The sequence below is a fragment of the Pseudomonas sp. genome (assembly GCF_050739655.1).
Lineage (GTDB): Bacteria > Pseudomonadota > Gammaproteobacteria > Pseudomonadales > Pseudomonadaceae > Aquipseudomonas.
The window spans coordinates 48234-64414 of record NZ_JBOIBY010000636.1 but is presented as its reverse complement, the minus strand read 5'-3'; the positions used below and the strand labels follow the sequence as shown (position 1 = coordinate 64414).

At 61.0% G+C, this 16181-nt stretch carries 18 protein-coding genes; 14 read left to right on the top strand and 4 right to left on the bottom strand.

Annotated elements, in window-relative coordinates:
* The first annotated feature begins 109 nt into the window (after nt 1–109).
* From ACRESJ_RS30535 to ACRESJ_RS30485, 11 genes are all read left to right on the top strand, one after another.
* The gene (locus tag ACRESJ_RS30535) at nt 110–1021 is read left to right on the top strand and encodes a branched-chain amino acid ABC transporter permease (RefSeq protein WP_431761225.1); all 912 of its coding nucleotides are present in this window, start codon (nt 110–112) and stop codon (nt 1019–1021) included.
* A gap of 10 nt (nt 1022–1031) precedes the next feature.
* Entirely contained in the window at nt 1032–2048 is a 1017-nt protein-coding gene (locus ACRESJ_RS30530; RefSeq protein ID WP_431761224.1) for a branched-chain amino acid ABC transporter permease, read from the top strand.
* Entirely contained in the window at nt 2045–2794 is a 750-nt protein-coding gene (locus ACRESJ_RS30525) for an ABC transporter ATP-binding protein (protein ID WP_431761223.1), read from the top strand. Before ACRESJ_RS30530 ends, ACRESJ_RS30525 begins: the two co-directional genes overlap by 4 nt.
* Nucleotides 2787–3473: an ABC transporter ATP-binding protein gene (locus ACRESJ_RS30520; protein ID WP_431761222.1), complete on the top strand. Its 687-nt coding sequence runs from the start codon at nt 2787–2789 to the stop codon at nt 3471–3473. The genes ACRESJ_RS30525 and ACRESJ_RS30520 overlap by 8 nt, the downstream gene beginning before the upstream one ends.
* 3 nt (nt 3474–3476) lie before the next feature.
* Nucleotides 3477–4274 carry an alpha/beta hydrolase gene (locus ACRESJ_RS30515; RefSeq protein ID WP_431761221.1) on the top strand — a complete coding sequence of 266 codons (798 nt, stop codon included), beginning with the start codon at nt 3477–3479 and terminating at the stop codon, nt 4272–4274.
* 209 nt (nt 4275–4483) lie between these two features.
* Nucleotides 4484–5428, top strand: a complete 945-nt coding sequence (locus ACRESJ_RS30510) for a PDR/VanB family oxidoreductase (protein WP_431761220.1) — start codon at nt 4484–4486, stop codon at nt 5426–5428.
* Nucleotides 5429–5445: 17 nt separating this feature from the next.
* On the top strand, nt 5446–6777 hold the full coding sequence (locus ACRESJ_RS30505) for an aromatic ring-hydroxylating dioxygenase subunit alpha (RefSeq protein WP_431761219.1): 1332 nt from the start codon (nt 5446–5448) through the stop codon (nt 6775–6777).
* Nucleotides 6767–7300, top strand: coding sequence for an aromatic-ring-hydroxylating dioxygenase subunit beta (locus ACRESJ_RS30500; protein WP_431761218.1), 534 nt, complete (start codon nt 6767–6769; stop codon nt 7298–7300). Before ACRESJ_RS30505 ends, ACRESJ_RS30500 begins: the two co-directional genes overlap by 11 nt.
* On the top strand, nt 7300–7893 hold the full coding sequence (locus ACRESJ_RS30495) for a cysteine hydrolase family protein (protein WP_431761217.1): 594 nt from the start codon (nt 7300–7302) through the stop codon (nt 7891–7893). The genes ACRESJ_RS30500 and ACRESJ_RS30495 overlap by 1 nt, the downstream gene beginning before the upstream one ends.
* Entirely contained in the window at nt 7890–8678 is a 789-nt protein-coding gene (locus ACRESJ_RS30490) for an SDR family oxidoreductase (RefSeq protein ID WP_431761216.1), read from the top strand. Before ACRESJ_RS30495 ends, ACRESJ_RS30490 begins: the two co-directional genes overlap by 4 nt.
* Nucleotides 8679–8705: 27 nt before the next feature.
* The gene (locus ACRESJ_RS30485) at nt 8706–9938 is read left to right on the top strand and encodes a dienelactone hydrolase family protein (RefSeq protein WP_431761215.1); all 1233 of its coding nucleotides are present in this window, start codon (nt 8706–8708) and stop codon (nt 9936–9938) included.
* Nucleotides 9939–10007: 69 nt separating this feature from the next.
* On the opposite strand, the gene ACRESJ_RS30480 is transcribed toward ACRESJ_RS30485, so the two are convergent.
* Nucleotides 10008–11525, bottom strand: coding sequence for a nucleobase:cation symporter-2 family protein (locus tag ACRESJ_RS30480; protein WP_431761214.1), 1518 nt, complete (start codon nt 11523–11525; stop codon nt 10008–10010).
* A 243-nt stretch (nt 11526–11768) separates the two neighbouring features.
* Here ACRESJ_RS30480 and ACRESJ_RS30475 point away from each other — a divergent pair, with 243 nt between their 5' ends.
* Both ACRESJ_RS30475 and ACRESJ_RS30470 read left to right on the top strand, forming a co-directional pair.
* Nucleotides 11769–12050, top strand: a complete 282-nt coding sequence (locus ACRESJ_RS30475) for a BrnT family toxin (protein ID WP_431761213.1) — start codon at nt 11769–11771, stop codon at nt 12048–12050.
* Nucleotides 12051–12053: 3 nt separating this feature from the next.
* Complete coding sequence (locus ACRESJ_RS30470) at nt 12054–12380, top strand: BrnA antitoxin family protein (protein WP_431761212.1); 327 nt, start codon at nt 12054–12056, stop codon at nt 12378–12380.
* Nucleotides 12381–12442: 62 nt separating this feature from the next.
* Here the strand turns inward: ACRESJ_RS30470 and ACRESJ_RS30465 are convergent, their stop codons facing one another.
* Together ACRESJ_RS30465 and ACRESJ_RS30460 are read right to left on the bottom strand one after the other, a co-directional pair.
* Nucleotides 12443–13270, bottom strand: a complete 828-nt coding sequence (locus ACRESJ_RS30465; RefSeq protein WP_431761211.1) for an arylamine N-acetyltransferase family protein — start codon at nt 13268–13270, stop codon at nt 12443–12445.
* Nucleotides 13271–13383: 113 nt separating this feature from the next.
* Nucleotides 13384–14178 (bottom strand): exodeoxyribonuclease III, encoded by a 795-nt coding sequence (locus ACRESJ_RS30460; RefSeq protein WP_431761210.1) that lies wholly within the window; start codon nt 14176–14178, stop codon nt 13384–13386.
* A 172-nt stretch (nt 14179–14350) separates the two neighbouring features.
* Here ACRESJ_RS30460 and ACRESJ_RS30455 point away from each other — a divergent pair, with 172 nt between their 5' ends.
* On the top strand, nt 14351–14644 hold the full coding sequence (locus ACRESJ_RS30455; RefSeq protein ID WP_431761209.1) for a hypothetical protein: 294 nt from the start codon (nt 14351–14353) through the stop codon (nt 14642–14644).
* A 56-nt stretch (nt 14645–14700) separates the two neighbouring features.
* Here ACRESJ_RS30455 and ACRESJ_RS30450 read toward each other — a convergent pair whose 3' ends face one another.
* Nucleotides 14701–16107 (bottom strand): DUF1254 domain-containing protein, encoded by a 1407-nt coding sequence (locus ACRESJ_RS30450; RefSeq protein WP_431761208.1) that lies wholly within the window; start codon nt 16105–16107, stop codon nt 14701–14703.
* Nucleotides 16108–16181: the final 74 nt, after the last annotated feature.

Sequence of the window (16181 nt, the reverse complement as noted above, 5' to 3'; positions counted from 1 at the left end):
CGTTAACGATGACGCGAGCATCCTGAATGGTCGCGGCGTCTACAGGTTTTTCGCGAGCAAGCTCGCTCCTACAAGGTTTTAAATCGGCCTTTTCTTGAGGAACGCTGAAATGCTATTGCTCGAACAGATTCTCAATGGCCTGCAATACAGCGCCCTGCTGTTTCTGCTGGCCTCAGGCCTGACCCTGATTTTCGGCATCATGGGCGTGATCAACCTCGCCCACGGTGCTTTCTACATGGTCGGTGCGTTCTGCGCCGCCTACACCGCCATGGCCACCGGCTCGTTCTGGCTCGGTGGCCTGGCCGCGCTGATCGGCTCGGCCTGTTATGGCGCACTGATCGAAACCTCGATCATGCGCCGCCTCTACAACCGGGATCATCTGGACCAGGTGCTGGCGACCCTGGCGGTGGTGTTTTTCAGCAATGAACTGCTGACCCTGATCTTTGGCCGCAGCCCGCCGGCGATGCCTACGCCCGAGTGGTATTCGAGTTTTGTCGAAGTGCTGCCGGGGCTGATGTACCCGATCAGCCGGTTGCTATTCATCGGCGCCGGATTGCTGGTGGCGGTCGGCATGTGGCTGCTGATCAATCACACGCGCCTGGGCATGCTGATCCGGGCCGGTGCCGACGATCATGAAATGGTCGGCGCGCTGGGCGTCAACATCGCGAGGCTGTACACCCTGGTGTTCGTCTTTGGCTGCGTGTTGTGCGGCCTGGCCGGATTCATGGCGGCGCCGCTGCTGTCGGTGGAAATCGGCATGGGCGAGAAGATCCTGATCACCACCTTCGTGGTCATCGTCGTCGGCGGTGTCGGCTCGGTACGCGGTGCGCTGGTGGGAGCCTTGCTGATCGGCATGGTCGACAGCCTGGGCCGTGCCTACATTCCGCCGCTGCTGGATCAATTGCTGCCCAGCGAAACCAGCGGCACCTTAAGCGCAGGGCTGATTTCCGCCAGCGCCTACATCGTCATGGCCCTGGTGCTGCTGGTGCGTCCGCGCGGCCTGCTGCCAGCCCGTGCCTGAGGAAAACGTCATGTCACCACGTCTCATCATTGACCTCGCGTGCCTGGCGACTTTCGCCTGCATGCCGTTGCTGGCCCACTGGCTGCACGAACCCTATCTCGTCAGCTTCTTCACCCGTCTTGCCATCTACGGCATCGCGGCCATCAGCCTGGACCTGCTGATCGGCTACGGTGCCATGGTCAGTTTCGGCCATGCCGCGTTCTTCGGCCTGGGCGGTTACATCGTCGGTGTCATTGCCTTTCACACCTCGCAGGGCATGCCACTGTGGGGCTGGGACGGCAGCAACAGCGCGCTGGTGGTGTGGCCGCTGGCGCTGCTGGTGTGTGCGCTGTTCTCACTGCTGGTGGGCTATCTGTCACTACGCACCAGCGGCGTGCAGTTCATCATGATCACCCTCGCCTTCGGCCAGATGCTCTATTTCGTGCTCGGCTCACTGTCACTGTATGGCGGTGACGACGGCATCCTGCTTAACGAGCGCAACAGCTTGGGCGCCCTGGACCTGGGGGACGCCAACCACTTCTACTACGTATGCGTGGCGTTGCTTACCGGCTGGCTGCTGCTGTGCCGGCGGCTGGTCAACTCTCGTTTCGGCTTCGTGTTGCGCGGGCTCAAGCAAAGCGAGCGGCGCAGTATCAGCCTGGGCCTCAAACCCTTGCGCTATCGCCTGACAGCGTTCGTGATCGCCGGCACCGGCGGTGGCCTGGCGGGGATTCTGTGGGCCAACTACGCACTGTTCGTCAGCCCCGACATGGGCGCCTGGCACAAGTCCGGCGAGCTGATGGCGATGGTGATCCTCGGTGGCGTCGGCACCCTGCTCGGCCCGTTACTGGGCGCGGCCACCTACCTGGGCCTGGAACAGGTGCTGAGCCAGTGGACCGAACACTGGATGCTGATCTTCGGGCCACTGCTGTTGCTGGTGGTGTTGTTCGGCAAGAAAGGTGTCTACGGATTGCTGCTAAGCCTGTTGCAGCGCAAACCGAAGGTCGTTGCCGTCAAACCGAACACCGCCGTGGAGGCACGTCCATGAGCGCACAACTGTCTATTCACGATCTGCACAAAGCCTTCGGTGCGGTGAAGGCCACCAACGGCGCCAGCCTCGAACTGGCCAAGGGCGAGCTGCACGCCATCATCGGCCCGAACGGCGCAGGCAAGTCCACGCTGATCGCACAGATCGCCGGGGAGATTTTTCCCGACCGCGGCCAGATTCACCTCAACGGCCAGGACATCACCCGCGTGCCGGCCTGGCAGCGGCCGCGCCTCGGGTTGGCGCGGGCGTTTCAAGTCAGCCAGCTGTACACCGAATTCACCTTGCTGGAGAACGTCGCCCTGGCCATCGCCGCCCGTGAGGGCAAGGCGTTCGGCATGTGGCGCCCACTGAGCCGCGATACCCGCCTGCTGGAGCCGGCGCTGGGTTATTTGCAGCAAGTGGGCCTGGGGCCTCGCGCGCAGGACCCGGTACACGAGCTGTCCCACGGCGAAAGACGGCAACTGGAAATTGCCCTGGCACTGGCGCAGGAAGCGTCGGTGCTGCTGCTCGATGAGCCAATGGCCGGGATGGGTGCCGACGAGTCCGCGCGCATGACCGAACTGCTGCACAGCCTCAAGGGCCGCTACGCGATCCTGCTGGTCGAGCACGACATGGACGCGGTGTTTGCCCTCGCCGACCGCATCACCGTGCTGGTGTACGGCCAGACCGTGCTGACCGGCAACGTCGAACAAGTGCGCAACGACCCGCAGGTGCGGGCCGCTTACCTGGGAGAGGAACATGCTTGAAGTTCAGGGTTTGAAAGCGGGTTATGGCTTGAGCCAAGTGTTGTTCGACATGCACCTGAGTATCCAACAGGGTCAGGTGGTGTCGCTGATCGGCCGCAACGGCATGGGCAAGACCACCACGGTCAAATCGATCATGGGCCTGCTCAAGCCCAGCGCCGGCAGCATTCGCATCAACGGCACGGAAATGCGTGGCGCGGCGCCCTATCGCATCGCCAAGGCGGGCCTGGGCCTGGTGCCGGAGGGCCGCCGGGCATTCGGCACCCTGAGCGTGCGGGAAAACCTGCTGGCCACCGCCACCAAGGGCAAGTGGGACCTGGCGCGGGTCTATGAACTGTTCCCGCGTTTGCTCGAGCGCCAGGACCAGTTGTCGCGAACACTTTCCGGCGGCGAACAGCAGATGCTGGTGGTGGGCCGTGCACTGCTGACCAATCCCAGCCTGTTGATTCTCGACGAAGCCACCGAAGGCCTGGCGCCGATCATTCGCGAGCAGATCTGGAGTTGCCTGGCCACCCTCAAGGCCGAGGGCGAGACGATTCTGGTGATCGACAAAAATCTCAAGGAGATGGCGCGGGTGGTCGATCGTCATCACATCATCGAGAAAGGCCGACAAGTCTGGGACGGCACGCCACAGGAGCTGGCGACGCAACCAGAACTGTCGCAACGCTACCTGGGAGTGTGAGCCGTGGATCTGAATCAGGCTTATAACAACGTCGCGGCGGTGGGTAACTTCCCGCAGATCATGCAGGACTTTCGCCAGCGCAGCGCCCAGACCTATGCCCGCCATGCCTGGCGGCGTGACGTGGCCTACGGCAACGCCATGCGCGAGCGCTTGGACTGGTACACCCAGGCAAATGCCGGAGCGCCGACGCTGCTGTTCATCCACGGCGGCTACTGGCAGGCCTCTGACAAGGACGACTACGCCTTCATCGCCGAAGGCCTGATAGCAGCCGGTTTCAATGTTGGCTTGCTGGAGTACACCTTGGCGCCCGAGGCGAGCATGGGCACCATCGTCGACCAGATCGGCAAGGCGCTGGACTACCTGATGGCGCATCGCGAGGTCTTGAACATCGGTGCGGATGTGGTGCTCTGCGGGCACTCGGCGGGCGGTCATCTGACCGCGATGCATCGCCGACATCCGCTGGTCTCCCTGGCCATGCCGATCAGCGGCCTGATGGATCTGGAGCCGATCAGCCGCTGCTGGCTGAACGACAAGTTGCAACTCAGCGCAGAAGAGATCCACCGCTACAGCCCGCAACGGCTGATCGACGATGGCGCGCCGCTGCTGGTGACGGTAGGAGGGAATGAATTGCCGGAGCTGATCCGGCATTCGCGGGAGTATGCCGATGCCTGTCTTGAGGCTGGGCAGGTGGTGAGTTTGATTGAGATTGCGGGGTGTCATCACTTTGCTGTGCTGGACGATCTGGCCAAATCCGATGGCGAGCACCTGCACGCGCTATTGGAACACCTGAACCCCCTGTAGGAGCGAGCTTGCTCGCGATGGTCGTCAACGATGACGCGGGGTACCTGATACCCCGTGGTGTTCTCTGGTTCATCGCGAGCAAGCTCGCTCCTACAGGGATTGCAGTGGGTAATCACTCTCGCCAGATCTGGATACCACTTTGCCGTTTGCGGCTTTTTTGCCCCCCTCACCCTTCATACAGTGACTACGTATCCAGACAGGAATTGCGTATGTCCAGCCTCTCGCTCAGGGTCCAACAGACCGAGCTTCTGACCCCCAGAATCCGCCGCGTGCTGCTCGTGTCCAGCGACGCAGTCTCACTGCCAGGCTTCACCGCCGGCGCGCATATCGAACTGCATGTGCCAGGCAGTCGCGTTCAACGCCGGGCCTACTCACTGGTCAATCTGCCCGACGGCGAGCACTACGAAATCGCCGTCCAGCTCGAAGACGCGAGCACCGGTGGATCGCGCTGGGTGCACTCGCTCAAGGTCGGCGATGAACTGCTGGCCGATGCGCCGTGCAACCACTTTTCCCTGAGCGAAAATACCGAGCATGCGCTGCTGATCGCCGGTGGCATCGGCATTACGCCAATGCTCGGCATGGCCCGCTCTCTGCAAGCGGCAGGCAAGCCTTTCACCCTGCACTACGCCGGTCGCGATGAAGCGCAGATGGCCTATCTGCAAGAGGCCCGCGCCTGCCAGGACAACCACTGCTGGATCAGCGCCGGCGACCCGCAAAAACGCTTCCCGGCGGCCACGATCCTGGCCGCGCCAAGGCCCGGCCTGCACCTCTACATCTGCGGCCCCAGCGCCATGCTCAACAGCGTGCTGGCCTGCGCTCGCGAACTGGGTTGGCCGCAAGATCACCTGCATTACGAACTGTTCAACGGCGCCCTGGAAATGGCCGGCGACCAGGGCTTCGAAGTGCACCTGCGCGAAACCGGCGTGAGCCTGCAAGTGGCCGCCGGGCAAAGCGTGCTGGACGCCATGCTTGAGGCCGGCCTGGACCCGATGTTCGATTGTCGCCGGGGCGACTGCGGAGTGTGCGTCGCCCAGGTCATTGACGGCCAGCCCGATCACCGCGACATCTGCCTGTCGGAGCGCGACCGCGCCGGCGGCAGTTTCTGCACCTGTGTCTCCCGTGCCAGCAGCGCGCTGCTGGTGCTCGATCTGTGACAAGCCGAGGAAATCCCGTGATACCGACCAACGACCAAATCGCTGCCTTGATCCGCGAGGACAGCGTGCACAAGAGCGTCTACACCGACCCGACCCTGTACAAGCTGGAAATGGAGCGCATCTACGGCAACGCCTGGATCTACGTCGGCCATGAAAGCCAGGTCAAGACTCCCGGCGACTACCACACCACGCGCATCGGTGACCAGGACGTGATCATGGTGCGCGGCGCCAACCAGCAGGTCAGCGTGCTGTACAACCGCTGCCCGCACAAAGGCGCCAAACTGGTGGCCGACGGGGACGGCAGTGTCGGCAAATTCTTCCGCTGCCCGTATCACGCCTGGACCTTCAAGCTCGACGGTCAACACCTGTCGGCGCCGCTCAAGAGCGGTTTCGAGGGCACCTGCTACGACCCCAAACACCCGGATTTTTCCATGGTCAGCGTCGCCCGCGTCGAGAGCTATCGCGGCTTCGTGTTCGCCAGCCAAGCGGCGTTCGGGCCGGACTTGAAGACCTTCCTGGGCGGCGTGATCACGTCCATCGACAACCTCTGTGATCGCTCGCCGATCGGAGAAGTCGAGGTGGCCGGCGGCATCTTCCGTGTTCAGCAGCGCTCGAACTGGAAAGTGTTCTACGAGAACCTGCATGACACCATGCACGCCCGTGTGACACACGAATCATCGGTGGACGCCGCCCGTGGCGAAGCCGAAGCCATCGGTGAAATGCCGTTCGAATTACTGATCATGGACGGTAACGGTGAACCCTACGACTTCTGGGAAAAGCTCGAACTGCGCGCCTACCACAACGGCCACGGCTACATGGAAGCGATCTTCGATCCTGCTGCGGCCGAGCGCGACGAGGTCTCTCGCGCCCACTTCGAATGCCTGAGTGAAGCCTACGGTGAACAGCGGGCCAAGGAGATCCTGGGGATGAACCGCCACAACACCGTGATCTACGGCAGCGGCTCGCCGCACACGGTGTTCATGCAGTTCCGGGTGATCCGCCCCATCGCCGTGGACCAAACCATGGTCGAGATCCAGACCTTCCGCTGCAAGGGCGCTCCGGATTCGGTGTTTGATCGCGCGCTGACCTACGCCAACGTCATCAACTCGCCGTCCTCCAACGTGATGCCCGACGACGTCGAGGTCTATGCTCGCTGTCAGGAAGGCAACATGACCCGCGGTGGCGAGTGGATCAGCATGCACCGCTACGTCGGTACCGATAAGACGCTGGAAGACGGCGCGGTGTCCACCAACGGCACCAGCGAATTGCCGATGCGCAACCAGTTCGCCGCCTGGAAACAGTTCATGACCGCCACCCTGATCGCCAAGGAGAGCACCCATGCTGCTTGATCGCCGAATCGACGTCGACACCCGCCAGCTGACCCCCGCCCAGGTCCCGGTCGAAACCCTGCGCCAGATCGAACAGTTTCTGTTCCAGGAGGCGCGCCTGCTGGACGAGCGACGGTTCTGGGAGTGGGACAAACTGTTCACCGACACCGGCATGTATTGGGTGCCGCACAAGCATGAGCAAGCCAACCCGTTCGACCACATCTCGCTGTTCTGGGAAAACCGCATGCTGCGCGAGGTGCGTATTCGCCGAGTGGAAAATGCGCGCAACTGGTCTCAACAACCACAGACTCAGACCGCACATCTGGTCGGCAACGTGATGGTCGAAGGCCTCGATGCCCAGGGCCTGCTGGTGGTCAGCGCCAGCTTCCAGTACAGCGAATGGCGCCTGGAGCAACGCCAGCTTGCAGGCCGCTACACCTACAAGCTTGCCGCCCAGGAAGCGGGTGGCTGGCAGATTCAGCTCAAGCGTGTGGACCTCATCAACTGCAACGACGTGTTCGCCAACCTTGAGGTGTTCGTGTGATGACCGCGCCGGTGGTGATCGCCCTGCACTATCAGAACGACGTGTTGCATCCCGAGGGCAAGATTCGCGTCGGGTTGGGGGCCGAAGATGGCGCGCGCACTGCGTTGCTCGATGCCGCCGGCAGACTGTTGGCCGGTGCGCGAAGCAAGGGCTGGCCGATCGTCCACGTGCGCGTGGCCTTTCGCCCGGACTACGCCGACCTGATCCAGAACGCGCCGATTCTGCGCAACGTCGCGGCTATCGGCGCGGCCCAGGAAGGCAGTTGGGGCGCGGAGTTTTTCAACGACCTGGCGCCTTTGAACAGCAGCCTCGAATTTGTCGTCACTCACAACCGGATCAATGCCTTCTATGGCTCCCCGCTGGAAACCATCGTGCGTCGGTTCAACCCGTCGCAACTGTTGATCGCCGGCGTGGCCACCCATTCGGTGGTGGAAAGTACTGTGCGCCACGCGGTGGATTGCGGGTTCGAGGTGACGGTCGCGGCGGATGCCTGCGCCAGCGCGGACAGCGGCGCGCACACAGCTTCGTTGGCGAGCATGGCGCTGATCGCCCGTATCAGCCACGTCAACGAAGCGCTGGAGGACTTGTCATGATGCTCAAAGGCAAGGTGGCGATTGTCACCGGCAGTACTCAGGGACTGGGCCTGGACATCGCCCGGCAGCTGTTGGCCGAAGGTGCGCAGGTGATGCTGGTGGGGCGCAATGCCGACAGCGGCCACGATCTGGCGCAGCAATTAGGTTGCGGATTTTGCGCCTGCGACGTCGAGCGCGACGAAGACATCGACACCTGCATCGCTGCCACGCTGGCCCGCTTCGGCAGGCTCGACATTCTGGTCAACAACGCTTGCCTGTACGCCGATCAGGGACTGGCTTCGGATCGCGCGCAGTGGCTGAAGACCCTGAACGTCAACCTGGTGTCGGCGGCGATCTTTACCCAGAAGGCCGCCGTGCATCTGCCCAGCGGCGGCGTGGTGATCAACATCGGCAGCACCGGCGGCAAATTCGGCGCGGCCGGGCGAGCGCTCTACCCGGCCTCCAAGGCCGGCATCCTGCAACTGACCAAGAACCTGGCCATGACCCTGGCCCCGGAGCAGATCCGAGTGCTAAGCGTATCCCCGGCCTGGACCTGGTCGCCCAGCGTCGCCGACTTCAGTGACAACGACCCGCAACTGGCCGACCGGGTCGGCGCGCCCTTTCATCCGCTTGGACGCATCGGTCGCGGCCACGAGATCGGCAGCGTGGTGGCCTTTCTGTGCAGCGCCGGCGCCGGCTGGATGACCGGTGTCGATGTGCCGGTGGACGGCGGCTTTTCGATTCTAGGCCCGGACCGTGGCGTGTCGCCGCGGGTCTGGTTCCAGCAATACCGTGACAGCCAATAAACCTGATAACCGAATGAGGTAGATGACATGGGCAAGATGATTGAAATCCGGGCAACGGACAGCAGCGCCACGTTCAGCGGTTACCTGGCCCTGCCGGCCAGCGGCAAAGGCCCTGGGGTGGTGATCGGCCAGGAGATTTTCGGGGTCAACGCCAACATGCGCGCGGTGGCCGATTTCTACGCCGAGGAAGGTTATGTGGCGCTGGTCCCGGACCTGTTCTGGCGCCTGCAACCGGGCATCGACCTGGGTTACACCGAAGCAGATTTCGCCGTGGCCATCGACCTGTTCCAGCGCCTGGACGTGGACAAGGCCGTGACGGACATCGACGCCAGCTTCAAGGCCCTGCGCGCACTGCCAGAGGTCGAGGGCACCGGCCTTGGCTATATCGGTTTCTGCATGGGCGGCAAACTGGCCTGGCTGACCGCGACTCGCACCGACGTGGCCTGCGCCGTCGGTTACTACGGCATGGGCATCGAACACCTGCTGCATGAATCGGAAAACCTCAAGGGCCGCCTGGTCCTGCACTTTGCCGAAAACGATGGCTACTGCGACGCCAGTGCCCGCAGCCAGATCAGTGCGCACCTGGCCGGCAACGACAAGGCCGAGATCTATGTGTACCCGGGCGTCGACCACGCCTTCGCCCGAGCCGGGGGCATGCATTACGACAAGTCGGCTTCGCTGATGGCCCATGAGCGCAGCATCGCCGCTCTCAAGCGCGAGATCGGCCCGCACTTCAACCTGTCGGCCCTGTGGGAAGAACACATCCGCCACGAGTTCGACATCCGCGACGTGCCCGCCACCATGGCAACCATGGTCGCCGAACCCTACGTCAACCATATTCCGACCATGACCGGCGGCGTCGGCGCCAAGGAATTGAGCCGCTTTTACCAGCACCATTTCGTCCATGGCAACCCGCCTGACATGAAACTCATCCCGATCTCGCGCACCATTGGCGCACTGCAGATCGTCGATGAATTCATCATGTGTTTTACCCACAGCACCGAGATCGACTGGATGCTGCCCAACGTCGCGCCGACCGGCAAATACGTCGAGATTCCGATGCTGGGGGTGATCAAGTTTCGTGGCGACAAGCTGTATCACGAGCACATCTACTGGGATCAGGCCAGCGTGCTGGTGCAGATTGGCTTGTTGAACCCTGAAGGGCTGCCGGTGGCCGGGGTGGAAACGGCAAGAAAACTATTGGATGAACAATTGCCGTCCAATACGTTGATGGGGCGCTGGACGCAAAGCGAGCAATAGAGAGCCCATAAATGCAAAAGGCCGATCTGTTACTCAACAGATCGGCCTTTTTTTCAAGTGTCTGAAACGTCAGACATGCTCACTGCTTTTCGTGTGAACCGTGCGTGGTTCACCATGCCCGTGATCCACCTCAACCACCGGGATCTCCTTGCCATCACAGTCGTGCAGCTTGCCGTCGCTGAAGTAATCGCCTTCGCGCAACGCCGCCAGATCCTGATAACGCAGCACCCGCTCGGTCCCCGCCGCAAACACCGACTGCTGATCAGAGTTGCCGGCAGTCAGATGGTTAAAGGCCAGGTTCAATACGATGGCCATGATTGCCGACGAACTGATACCCGAATGGAAAATGGTCGCAAACCAGCTTGGGAAGTGGTCGTAGAAGTTCGGTGCGGCGATCGGGATCATGCCGAAGCCGATGGACGTGGCAACGATGATCAGGTTGACGTTGTTGCGGTAGTCGACTTTGGACAGCGTGCGAATACCACTGGCCGCGACGGTGCCGAACAACACGATACCGGCGCCGCCAAGGACAGACGTCGGTACGGCGGCAATGAGCCGCCCCATGAAGGGCAACAGGCCAAGGAGCACCAGGAACAGACCGCCAGTGGCCACCACGTAACGGCTCTTGATCCCGGTTACCGCCACCAACCCGACGTTCTGAGCGAAGGCGCTTTGGGTGAAGGAGCCGAAGATCGGCGCGATCATGCTCGACAGCATGTCTGCACGCAGACCATTGCCCAAGCGCTTGGAGTCAACCTTGGTCTCGATGATTTCACCGACAGCCAGGATATCGGCCGAGGTTTCCACCAGTGTCACCATGACCACGATGCACATCGACAGGATCGCCGCAAAATGGAAGGTCGGCATGCCGAAGTGGAACGGCGCAGGGAACCCGAACATTGGCCCCTGGGCGACAGACGAGAAGTCCGCCATGCCGAGGAACACCGCGACGATCGTGCCGATGACCATTGCCAGCAGGATCGACAGACGGGAGATGGTCGCGCTGCCGATCTTGCTCAAGAACAAAACCAGTACCAGCGTCATCGCCGCCAGGCCAATGTTGGCCATGCTGCCGAATTCCGGAGAATGGCTGTTACCACCCATGGCCCAGCGTGCGGCCACCGGCATTAACGTCAGGCCGATGGTGGTGATCACGATACCCGTGACCAGCGGTGGGAAGAACTTGGTGATTCTGGAGAACACCGGCGTGATCAGCAGACCAATCAGCGACGCCGCTATTACTGCCCCGAGAATCGCCTGGAAGCCGCCCTCCCCGTCTGTGCTGACAATCGCCACCATGGTCGCGACGCCGGAGAACGACACACCCTGAACCAGCGGCAACTGACAGCCGAAAAACGGTAGACCCAGGGTTTGCAGCAACGTGGCCAGCCCCCCCGCAAACAATGAAGCAGCAATCAACAATCCAATGTCTGCCGGCGAGAGACCGGCCGCCTGACCAATGATCAAAGGCACCGCTACGATGCCACCGTACATGGTCAGAACATGTTGCAGGCCGTAAGCCATATTCGCGCCGATCCCAAGATTTTCGTCTTCGGGCCGTTGGTGTGAAACATGGGGCGTTTTCATGTTAGGGGGTTCCCTGGTTTTTGTTATGCGCACACTGTATTCAAGATCAGAGACAAAAGTCTATAGAGTTGTATACAACTTACCCGTCAAGTTATGAACGGTCAGTCATGCAGTCTGTGTGCCATGACGTTCAAACCTGGAAATACATCCCCCCGGCCCATTCTCCTCTGCCCGCTAGGCTTTTGAGTTCCCGACGACCATCGGTCGTGCTTGCTCCTTTCACATACATATAAAGTATGCATAATGAAGCCATTCGAAATTCAGTATCACAAGGCGAAGAACGCAGCCAACAAACTCAAGCATCACGGCATCAGCCTGGCCGAGACGGAACCGGTGTTCCATGACGAACGCGCCCTGACCTTCCAGGACGATGATCATGATGAGCAGCGCTGGATCATCATGGGCCTTGATGGCGAGGGTCGTTTGTTGGTGGTTGCTTACACCTGGCGTGATCCGAATTTCGTACGAATCATTTCCGCGCGCCGCGCCAGCAAAAACGAGCGCCGCCAGTATCAGGAGGCTTGATCCATGAAAGACGAGTACGACTTCAGCCATGCCAAGCGCGGAGCAGTCGCTTCAAGCAAAGGCAAAACCCGAATCACCATCATGCTCGATGATGTCGTCATTGAGGCCGCACGCGCCTTGGCGGAAAGCGAGGGGTGTGGTTACCAGACGGCAATCAACAACACCCTGCGCCGGGCGCTGCTGAAAAATCCGCGCAACGCTGCAGAGCCCAACGCGTCCGGGCACTTGAAAAAAGGCATTACGACTTCCGAACTAAAAGCCCTGGAGATGAAACTTTCGCAAGCACTCAGGGAGATTCACCGCGTGATGGAGCCTGACGCGCAACCGTAGAGGGCACGAAAAAAGGGCAGATTGATTCAATCTGCCCTTTTTTTGTATCCACGAATGCCTGATTACTGCGGCTGAATCAGGCGCTCAAGGGTGCGGATCAGCGATGGGCGGTCAGGTACCCGGATGCCGAATTCATGCTTGAGCAAGGCAGTCAGTTCCTGCACATCAGCCACCTGACGACGCTCGCTCTCGCCTCCCATCGTGTGAATCGCAAAGCTGCCGTTGTTGAGCGTGCGCCGCCATCCTTCCCCCGTCCTCGCCACCATCAGTTGCCTGGCAAACGATGACTGCGGATGAGTCGAGACGTACCAGTTACCGACGGCATAATCGATATCTTCCTGACGCTGCAGATCGAAGATGTACATCGCTCGCCATTCATCGGCGATCCTGGCGCGAAGGGTGTAGCCGTCGACGTGCTGTTCTACGCGGTACGGCTCGTGGGGTGTCTGCTGCTCATCTCGGTTATCGAGCATCAGTGGTGCCGTAGGCACCATGCCACCGAAGCCGACGTCGGTGATGTAGCGTACGCCAGCCAGCGTCACCAGGCTCAAGCGATGGGTTCGTGCGGTCCAGGCGCCTTCCGGCTGCCCCATGACAACCCGCCCGCTGATGCCGTGGGCGTCGAAGCCGAGCTCCTGAAGCAAAGTCAGGTACAGATAGTTGAGTTCGTAGCAGTAACCGCCCCGCCCTTCATGCAGGACTTTACGTTCTATCGACGGCAGATCGATCAGTACCGGTTCACCGGATAAGGTGGTCAGGTTTTCAAACGGGAAAACGCCGGTGTGGCGCAATTGAAGCAAGCGCAAGGTTTCCAGGGTTGGCGCCGGGGGCGCGTCGAAGCCCAGGCGTTGCAGGTACAGCGCACGGTTCGTCAGTCGTGGCTCGCTCATCGTTCAGTCCTTATGCACGCAAGCGGCGGATCGCTCCGCCAGTGGCCGCTATGTATAAGGGATGCAGCGGCGCGACCGACAATTGATTTAGCCAATCGACCCGCAAGTAAACATCAACGCTGCTTACGCGAACCCAATTGAATCCAGGTCGGCGCATGATCGCTGGCATGAGGTTCATTGCGGACCCAGGCATCGACACCGGCCTCCTCCAGATAAGGACTCAAGGCGGGGTTGAGCAGCAGATGATCGATGCGCAGCCCGGAGTTCGTCTGCCAGTGCTGGCGAAAATAATCCCAGAAGGTGTAGACCCGTTCCTGCGGATACAGGTGACGCACGGCGTCGGTCCAACCCTGGTCCAGCAAACGCTGATAACACTCGCGGCTCTCGGGCTGCAGCAAGGCATCCTTGAGCCAGGAGCGTGTGTTGTAGATGTCCAGGTCAGTGGGTACCACGTTGTAGTCGCCGGCCAGCACCACGGGGTGCTCACTGCTTTGCAGCGTTTGCGCATAGCGGATCAGCCGCTCGAACCACGCCAGTTTGTAATCGAACTTCGGCCCGGGCTGCGGATTGCCATTGGGCAGATACAGACACCCCACCAAAACCCCGTGCACGGCCGCTTCCAGATAGCGACTGTGACCGTCGCTGTCATCCCCCGGCAAGCCTCTGCGGCTTTCCAGCGGTTGCGCATCCCGCGCCAGAATCGCCACCCCATTCCACGACGCTTGCCCCTGCCAGATCGCGCCGTAGCCAATGGCCTCAAGCTCAGCGGCAGGGAATGCACTGTCGACAGATTTGAGTTCCTGCAAACAGGCAATGTCCGGTTGCTCGCGCTCAAGCCATGCCAGCAGGTTCGGCAGCCGGGCGCGTATGCCGTTGACATTGAATGTCGCGATTCGCAAATTCTTCATGGCACCATTCTATTTGGCGGGCTCTCTTGGCTGTGACCTCGTCACGTGGCGGTGGTTGCGTCGGCAAAACGAAAGACTAATACCTGTACACCACTCGTCACCCAACCGGCACCAACCAAGCCGCCCTTCACACCAACATCAGGTAGCGACTCACCTTTGGAGACGTACCAGGATGAACATCAAATTGACCTCCCTCTTACTGGCTGGATTGTTGTCGGCGGCTTCCTTGAGCGCCATCGCGCAGACCGGTGAAAGCACCGATGCGAAGGGCACTAAATCCGGCGCCACCAGTGGCCCCGTCATGCCACCCGACAACACGCCCTCCTCCCCCTCAGGCGGCAACGCGGGTGATGGCGGTGCTAACGGCTCATCCAGAGGCAATGCTGGCAGCGACAGTGGCGCTGGTGGCGGCACAGGTTCGGCGGGCGGTGGGACGGGCGGTGCTGGCGGCGGGACAGGCAGCTGAACGCGTAAAGGCAGCCGATGACTCTACATCCTCGGCTGCGTTCAATTGCCTGGAAACTACATCTGCTTGATGGCTGGCGGATTCCACTTGCCATTCAAGGCTTCAGCCTTTGGGCCATAGAGGCGCATGGTCAGGTTGAACGACCCCTTGGGCGCCGGCAGCCAATTGGCCTCAAGTTCCTTGCCGGGGCTTTCGTTCTGGAAATAAATGTCCAGTGAACCATCGGCATTGGTCTTGAATGGCATCCAGCTGCTGACGGCGAAACGGTCAAGCTTGTTACCGACTTGAAAGCCTTCCGGGTCGTACAGCGTGATCGACCAGAACGCATTGACCGGGGGCTCTTGCCCCTTGTCGAAATGCAGCACGTATTTACTCGCGCCATCGAGCGCCTTGCCGTTTTCATCGCCTACGTTCAAGGGATAGATCGCGTCCTCGGGCAAGTTGGCCCCGAGCCCTACCTGCGCAACGATCGCGCGCTTGAGATAGTAATTGCCGTAAACGCCCATGGTGTCGGTGTTCATCGACCAGCCATTAACCACCCGCGCCAGGGTCGGCACCTTCCAGGTCATCAGGGCTTGGGCGTCCTTGGGCGCCGACTCCAGCGCCGCTTTGACTTCCGGGGCCAGCGCGCTCATGTCGAAGGATTTGCCGGGCTCGATGCCGATGCGCTTGATCTGCGCCAGCATCGGTTGATCCGTGCTGTGGGCCGGATGCACTTTGAGCAGTTCAGCTGCGTAGGCGAAATAATCCGCCGCTGACATCGTGTCGACCTGGATCTTCGGCGGAGTCTTCATGTCCACGGCAGGATCGATCTTGACGCTGACCGGCTCAGCCTCTTTGCCCAGCCGCGACAACGGTGTCACGGTATAGCCGGCCTGGATTTTATGCACCGCCGCGTAGTCCGACGCACCATCGGTTTTGGTTCGACCGATCACCCAGACAAAGGGCGTCGGCGCTGGCAAATGATTGAGCCCGGCAGGCACCGTACCGGTCCAGCCCGGTGGCGTCACCAGAAACTGCGCCGCTTCGGTGCCTGTGGTGCGCCAGCCCGGCGAGGCGAATACGTCACTCCACATGTCGAGCATCGGTAGCAGGTAAAAACGCCCGGCAGTGTCTGGAGCTGCAATGACCAGCGGCTCCTTGGTCAAGTCCAGCCATGCAATGGAATACAACGTGTCGAAATTCGAGCGCACCACGCCTTTGAAATCCGCGGGCGGATACTGCGGCACGCTGACAAACATGTTCATCGGACCTTTACCGAACTCCTTGCCCGGTTCGATGTTGGTGAATTGCTTGCGGGTGATGTCCATGGTCAACAGCGGGTAGAAATAGACGTAGGCATCAACACCAATGGCGTGAGCCTCTTCGGGTGTGAGCTTCGATTGCGCCTGACTGACCAGCGGGAAAATGGCACAAGCTGCAACGGTTAGAGCAACGGCTGTCAATGCTTGGGTTATCGGCATATTGGCGATCGTCCATGCGTAGGGGAGCTGTGCCGGGCTCGGCAGAGCTTAGGCAACTCTAGACGATCAAATGA

Coding starts and splice junctions, on each gene's coding strand:
- ACRESJ_RS30475 (WP_431761213.1), top strand. CDS start 11,769: ATGAAGCCATTCGAAATTCAGTATCACAAGGCGAAGAACGCAGCCAAC.
- ACRESJ_RS30495 (WP_431761217.1), top strand. CDS start 7,300: ATGACCGCGCCGGTGGTGATCGCCCTGCACTATCAGAACGACGTGTTG.
- ACRESJ_RS30510 (WP_431761220.1), top strand. CDS start 4,484: ATGTCCAGCCTCTCGCTCAGGGTCCAACAGACCGAGCTTCTGACCCCC.
- ACRESJ_RS30490 (WP_431761216.1), top strand. CDS start 7,890: ATGATGCTCAAAGGCAAGGTGGCGATTGTCACCGGCAGTACTCAGGGA.
- ACRESJ_RS30460 (WP_431761210.1), bottom strand. CDS start 14,178: ATGAAGAATTTGCGAATCGCGACATTCAATGTCAACGGCATACGCGCC.
- ACRESJ_RS30465 (WP_431761211.1), bottom strand. CDS start 13,270: ATGAGCGAGCCACGACTGACGAACCGTGCGCTGTACCTGCAACGCCTG.
- ACRESJ_RS30480 (WP_431761214.1), bottom strand. CDS start 11,525: ATGAAAACGCCCCATGTTTCACACCAACGGCCCGAAGACGAAAATCTT.
- ACRESJ_RS30525 (WP_431761223.1), top strand. CDS start 2,045: ATGAGCGCACAACTGTCTATTCACGATCTGCACAAAGCCTTCGGTGCG.
- ACRESJ_RS30500 (WP_431761218.1), top strand. CDS start 6,767: ATGCTGCTTGATCGCCGAATCGACGTCGACACCCGCCAGCTGACCCCC.
- ACRESJ_RS30535 (WP_431761225.1), top strand. CDS start 110: ATGCTATTGCTCGAACAGATTCTCAATGGCCTGCAATACAGCGCCCTG.
- ACRESJ_RS30455 (WP_431761209.1), top strand. CDS start 14,351: ATGAACATCAAATTGACCTCCCTCTTACTGGCTGGATTGTTGTCGGCG.
- ACRESJ_RS30520 (WP_431761222.1), top strand. CDS start 2,787: ATGCTTGAAGTTCAGGGTTTGAAAGCGGGTTATGGCTTGAGCCAAGTG.
- ACRESJ_RS30470 (WP_431761212.1), top strand. CDS start 12,054: ATGAAAGACGAGTACGACTTCAGCCATGCCAAGCGCGGAGCAGTCGCT.
- ACRESJ_RS30485 (WP_431761215.1), top strand. CDS start 8,706: ATGGGCAAGATGATTGAAATCCGGGCAACGGACAGCAGCGCCACGTTC.
- ACRESJ_RS30530 (WP_431761224.1), top strand. CDS start 1,032: ATGTCACCACGTCTCATCATTGACCTCGCGTGCCTGGCGACTTTCGCC.
- ACRESJ_RS30450 (WP_431761208.1), bottom strand. CDS start 16,107: ATGCCGATAACCCAAGCATTGACAGCCGTTGCTCTAACCGTTGCAGCT.